Source organism: Mycobacterium sp. (assembly GCF_035640695.1).
Taxonomy (GTDB): domain Bacteria; phylum Actinomycetota; class Actinomycetes; order Mycobacteriales; family Mycobacteriaceae; genus Mycobacterium.
Map to the genome: position 1 here is coordinate 1 of NZ_DASQVQ010000049.1, position 5,453 is coordinate 5,453.

Genomic DNA, 5,453 nt, shown 5'->3' on the forward strand with positions numbered 1-5,453 from the left:
GGCGGTCGCGGCGAGTTCGAGCAGCATCTCGAGATGGTGGTCGCGGGCCGCGCGGGCGTGGTCACCGAGCGGCCGGTTGAGGTCGCCGATGTCGCCGTTGATCGAGCGCACCCGCAACCCGGTCGCGCTGACGGTGTCCGCGACGGCCTCGACCCCCGCGGGGGTGAGCTCGTAGGGAACGTGGTCGCACACCCCGGGCAGCGCGCCGAGGTCGATCTCGGCGAATCCCAAGGCAGCGATCCAGTTCAGCGCACCACTGAGATCGTGATGTCGGAAGCTGATCGTCGAGCAGCCGAGCCGGCTGTGAACCATCCGAACCTCCATTCGCAGGGTTGTGATGGCGCCAACCATAGCCCAGTCGACTGTTGACAGTCAACTGATAGCCGTAATCCGATGTCGACTGTTGACAAAGCCCGTACACGCCGTCACACTAGGTGACCTAGCGCACTGTTGACGGTCGACAGTGACATGAACTACGGCATTTGGAAGGATCAGCTCATGAGCGATGTCGCTCTATCCATGCGCGGGCCGGTTCACGGCACGAAGGACGCCAAGCGGGTGGCCATCGGCTCCGGCGTCGGCGCGGTCATCGAGACCTACGATTTCATCGGGTTCGGCACCGCCGCCGCCCTCTACCTCGGTACCGCGTTCTTTCCGGGCGCCAGCTCGGTGGCCGGCACGCTTGCGTCGTTCGCGACGCTCGGCGTCGGCTTCGCCGCCCGCCCTCTGGGCGGCATCATCGGCGGTCACCTGGGCGACAAGGTCGGCCGCAAGCCGGTGCTGGTCGCCTCGCTGATCATCATGGGCTTGGCCACGTTCGCGATCGGCCTGCTGCCCACCTACGCCAGCGTCGGCATCGTCGCGCCGATCATGTTGGTCACCGTGCGCATCATCCAGGGCCTGGCATTCGGTGCGGAATGGGGCGGCGCGATCCTCATGAGCTACGAGCATGCGCCGTGGAAGGCGAAGGGGCGTTACACGGGCATCGTGCAGGCCGGCTTCCCGGTCGGCTTGCTGCTGGCCAACCTGGTCTTCCTGGTCAGCGTCCACCTCGGCGGCGACTGGGCGTGGCGGGTACCATTCCTTGCCAGCATCGTCCTCGTCATCGTCGGCCTGATCATTCGCGCCCGGGTGCCGGAATCTCCGGTCTTCGAAGAGGTCAAGGAGAAGGGCAACATCGTCAAGGCACCGATCGTCGAGGTGCTCAAGGACGACTGGCGAAACATCCTGCGCGGCATCGCGCTTCGTGTCGCCGAGACGGCAGGTTACGCCGTGTCGATCACCTACATGATCTCGTATTTGAAGAGCGCCCATCTCGCCTCCAAGACCGAGACGCTGGTCGCGCTGTGCATCGCCGCGGGTCTGGGCATCGTCGCCACCATGGGATGGGCGCGGTTGACCGACAAGGTCGGACGGCGGCCGGTCTACCTCTGGGTGTGCGCCTTCGGCATCCCGTTTGGCTTCCTGATGTTCCTGATGGTCAACACAGGCCTGGTGGTCCTGATCGTCGCAACCTTCGTCATCGCCTACGGCGTGTGCCAGAACGCACTGGCGGGCGCACAGGGTGCCTGGTTCCCCGAGTTGTTCACGGCCAACACGCGGGCATCGGGGGCTTCACTGGCATACCAGATCTCGGCGATGGTGTCCGGCTTCACGCCGTTCATCACCACCCTGCTATTCCAAGCCTTCGGCTGGATGGGTCCGGCGCTGCTGTTCAGCGGGTACGCCGCGATCGGCCTGGTGGCCGCGCTGCTCACCCGCGAAACCTGGGGAACGCGCGAGCGGAAGCTGGCGGATGAGGCTGCGGCGCAGCCGAATCGGTCCGACGTTCCCCTCGCTGCGTAAGGGTCGACGTTCGTGACACTCACGGTCGATACCGGCCGCCGCCAGAAGGTGGCGGCGGCCGCGTACCGCATGCGACACCACGTTCTGAACATGGGGGAGGCGCAGGGCCAAGGCTACGTCGGTCAGGCGCTCGGAGCCGCCGACATGCTGGCCACCGTCTACGCGGACCAACTTCGCTACCGCCCCGGCGATCCCGAATGGGAAGAGCGCGACAGGTTTTTGCTGTCCACCGGCCACTACGCCATCGCCATGTACGCCGCGCTGGCCGAGGCGGGCATCATTCCGGTCGACGAACTCGACAGTTACGGCTGTGACGACTCGCGACTCCCGATGTCGGGAATGGCCTCCTACACACCGGGAATGGAGATCTCCGGTGGTTCGCTCGGCCATGGCCTCCCGGTCGCGGTCGGTATGGCTCTGGGCCTGCGTCATCAAGGTTCCACGTCGAGAGTCATCAACTTCCTGTCCGACGGGGAGCTGGACGAGGGGTCGACGTGGGAAGCGGCGATGGGCGCCAGCCATCACCGGCTCGGACGGTTGACCGCGATCGTGGACATCAACGCATTGCAGGCCGACGGGCCTACTGCCGGCGTGCTGCGCACCGAGCCAGTCGCCGACAAATGGGCGGCCTGCGGTTGGTTCGTGCAACGCGTTGACGGCAACGATGTCGACGCCCTACTTGCCGCATTCGATGCGCTGACCGAACGGGGGAGCGTCGTCGGTGCGCCGGCAGTCATGTTGTGCGACACCAAAGTCGGACGCGGCGTGCCCCTGCTCGAGACCAGAGAGAAGGCGCACTTCATGCGCATCGGGGCCGATGAATGGCAGCTGTGCCGCGAGCAGCTAGCCGCCGGATACCAAGGGCTGACCACATGACAACCCAAGCGCCGCTGCGGACTTCAGCGATGATCGCCTCGTTCGCCGACCCGGGAGTGCGCACCACGCCCGCACCGTTTGGTCACGCGCTCGTGGCCGCGGCCCGCGACGACGACCGGATTGTCGGCCTGACCGCCGACCTGGGCAAATACACCGACATACACATCTTCGCCGAGGCGTTCCCGCAGCGGTACTTCCAGATGGGCATGGCGGAGCAGCTGTTGTTCGGCGCGGCCGCCGGCATGGCCGAAACCGGCCTGGTGCCGTTCGCATCGACCTACTCGGTGTTCGCCGCCCGCCGCGCATATGACTTCATCTGTCTCGACATCGCCGAGCCGGGCTTGAACGTCAACATCGTCGGCGGGCTCCCGGGGCTCACCACCGGATACGGGCCGTCGCATCAGGCCACCGAGGACGTGGCGATCTTCCGCGCCATGCCCGGACTGACCATCGTCGACCCATGCGACTCGGTCGATATCGCCCAAGCCGTGCCGCAACTGGCCGCTCACGATGGGCCGACCTACCTGCGGCTGCTGCGCGGACAGGTGCCCACCGTGCTGGACGAATACGGCTACACGTTCGAGCTCGGCAAGGCCAAGGTGGTGCGGGACGGCACCGACGTCGTGTTCGTGTCGAGCGGATTGATGACGATGCGCGCCCTGCTGGCCGCCGAGGAGCTGTCCGCGCACCACGTCGACGTCGGCGTTGTGCACACTCCGACACTCAAGCCGTTCGACGCGGATACCGTTCTCGCCCAAATCGATTCGGACCGGTTGGCCGTGACGCTGGAGAACCATTCAGTGGTCGGTGGGCTCTTTGAGACGGTGGCCGCCGCGGCCGCGCGTCGCGGCGTCCACCGCCAGGTCACACCGATCGCTCTGCCGGACGAATTCCTGGCGGCTGGGGCACTGCCCACGCTGCACGACCGCTACGGACTCGCAACGGCGCGCATCGTCGCCTCCGTGCTTGACCACCTGTAGTATGACTGTCGACAGCCAAATGTTGACAGCCAAGGAGCCGCCGATGTCCGTGGAAGCATCGTCACTGCTTCGGTTGGAGAAGACCAGCCTGCGCGAGCAGGCCCTGACAGCGCTGCGGCGCGCGATCACGACGGGGCAACTGCGGCCGGGCACGCATCTCGTCGAGACCGATCTGTCCGAAGCGTTGCAAATCAGCCGCGGCACATTGCGTGAGGCCATGCGACAGCTGCAGCAGGAAGGTTTGATCTCCGCCGGCGCACGAGGACGGCTCTCGGTGCGGCACCTCGACGCCAAGGAGATCACCGACATCTTCGACGTCCGCGCGGCGCTGGAAGCGCTGGCCGCACAGACACTGGCCAGCCGGCAGGATCGTGCTGAGGCGGTGTCGGCGCTCCGGGCCGCGGTAGCCGACATGGAGCGATGGGCGGCGTCTAATTTGGACGACCGCATCGAGGCCGACCTGGCATTCCACCGCACCATGTGCCAACTGTCCGCCAATGAGATGCTGCTGCACTCGTGGTCCTCGCTGGAGGGCAGCATCCGGATGTCGATCATGTTCGCCGGAGTGGACCGGGCGCTGAAGAACATGGACACCAAACGGCATTCCGACATCGTCGACGCGATCGAGTCGGGTGACGCCGACAAGGCGGCGGCCGCCGTTCGTGACCACATGGCGGGCGCCGCAGCAGTTTTGGTCGCCTAGCAACGCTCGCGCCGAGCAGTCACGGGAGGCTTTCCGGCTTTGGGCACACGCTCACCGGAGCGATCGCGCCGTCGGCGAGCCCGCCCATCTTTGCCAACGTTTCGGTGACCGTGGCCACTGGCGGCCAGCTGCATCGCGTGCTCTACTTCTACGTAGCCAAGAGTGAGCTTCCGGTGTCGGTCGACGGGCCCCGGGAGTTGCTCGGAGGTGATGGATCGGTGGCAACCGGATGTCGACGACACGAGACCAGGCTCGCCCTCGCGGTGGTCTGAGTAGTCGTGCGGTGCCGCCGGGCTGTCCGACCGTTCCGGGTCAGGCCGGCGTTCTGCATCTTCAAGGGCGGTCGAGATGCGATTCGGTTTGACCACGCGGCTGCTGATCGCCACCGGCGCGCTTGCTTTGATCGGGGTCGCCGCGTTCGTGGCGCTGCTGTTGGCGTCGGCCGACGTGAACCGGGCCCGGGCTTCAGTAGCTAATTCTCAAGCCGAACTCGCCCAGGTCCGCGAAATCAGGAATCAGCTCCTGGACATGGAGACCGGCCAGCGCGGCTTCATCATTACCGGCCAGCAGCGCTTCCTCGAGCCCTGGGAGGCCAGCCGACAGCGACTTCCGGAAGACTTCGCGCGGCTGCGCAGGATCGTTGATGATCCCAACCAGGCCAGGCGCGCGGAGCAGCTGCAGCGCGACGCGCTCGCCTACGTCAACGACTACTCGCTGCCCCTCGTGGATGCCGCGCGTCGGGGAGATCCGTCGGTCAGGGGCCTTGCAGCTAGCGACGACGGCAAACAGCGGATGGACGCGCTGCGCGGCGAGCTGAACGCCTACCAGACCGCCGAGGGCTCGTTAATCGTGGCTCAGCAGGCCAAATCCGACCGTGCTTACATCAGAGGCGCGGTGTTGGCCGGAGCCGGACTAGTGGCAGCCATCGCGGTGGCCGCGCTCATCACCGCCTACCTCGCCCGGGGCGTCGTTCGTCCGGTCCGGCGGACCGCCCTGATGGCCGAGCGGCTCGCCGCCGGCGACTTGGCGGCACGTGTGCCGCAGACGGG

The 5,453-nt window shown here is 66.5% G+C and carries 6 protein-coding genes and 1 pseudogene; 6 read left to right on the forward strand and 1 reads right to left on the reverse strand.

Annotated features, from left to right (window positions below; all coding sequences use genetic code 11):
- Positions 1–312 (reverse strand): annotated as a pseudogene (locus VE759_RS05975) (sugar phosphate isomerase/epimerase); the annotation flags it as partial.
- Between the two features lie 186 nt (positions 313–498).
- Here VE759_RS05975 and VE759_RS05980 point away from each other — a divergent pair.
- From VE759_RS05980 to VE759_RS06005, 6 genes are all read left to right on the forward strand, one after another.
- A complete protein-coding gene (locus VE759_RS05980; protein ID WP_324929174.1) occupies positions 499–1,845 on the forward strand; it encodes an MFS transporter in 1,347 nt (448 codons plus the stop codon).
- 69 nt (positions 1,846–1,914) lie between these two features.
- Positions 1,915–2,721, forward strand: a complete 807-nt coding sequence (locus VE759_RS05985; protein WP_324929186.1) for a transketolase — start codon at positions 1,915–1,917, stop codon at positions 2,719–2,721.
- A complete protein-coding gene (locus VE759_RS05990) occupies positions 2,718–3,701 on the forward strand; it encodes a transketolase family protein (RefSeq protein WP_324929177.1) in 984 nt (327 codons plus the stop codon). Before VE759_RS05985 ends, VE759_RS05990 begins: the two co-directional genes overlap by 4 nt.
- A gap of 43 nt (positions 3,702–3,744) precedes the next feature.
- Positions 3,745–4,404: a GntR family transcriptional regulator gene (locus tag VE759_RS05995; RefSeq protein ID WP_324929180.1), complete on the forward strand. Its 660-nt coding sequence runs from the start codon at positions 3,745–3,747 to the stop codon at positions 4,402–4,404.
- A 104-nt stretch (positions 4,405–4,508) separates the two neighbouring features.
- Positions 4,509–4,676: a hypothetical protein gene (locus tag VE759_RS06000; protein ID WP_324929182.1), complete on the forward strand. Its 168-nt coding sequence runs from the start codon at positions 4,509–4,511 to the stop codon at positions 4,674–4,676.
- A gap of 76 nt (positions 4,677–4,752) precedes the next feature.
- Positions 4,753–5,453 (forward strand): CHASE3 domain-containing protein (locus tag VE759_RS06005; RefSeq protein WP_324929184.1); only part of this gene is annotated, 701 nt, incomplete at its 3' end.

Bases quoted from the DNA above. Each gene is read 5' to 3' on its own strand.
- VE759_RS05980 (WP_324929174.1), top strand. From the start codon at position 499: ATGAGCGATGTCGCTCTATCCATGCGCGGGCCGGTTCACGGCACGAAG.
- VE759_RS05995 (WP_324929180.1), top strand. From the start codon at position 3,745: ATGTCCGTGGAAGCATCGTCACTGCTTCGGTTGGAGAAGACCAGCCTG.
- VE759_RS05990 (WP_324929177.1), top strand. From the start codon at position 2,718: ATGACAACCCAAGCGCCGCTGCGGACTTCAGCGATGATCGCCTCGTTC.
- VE759_RS05985 (WP_324929186.1), top strand. From the start codon at position 1,915: ATGCGACACCACGTTCTGAACATGGGGGAGGCGCAGGGCCAAGGCTAC.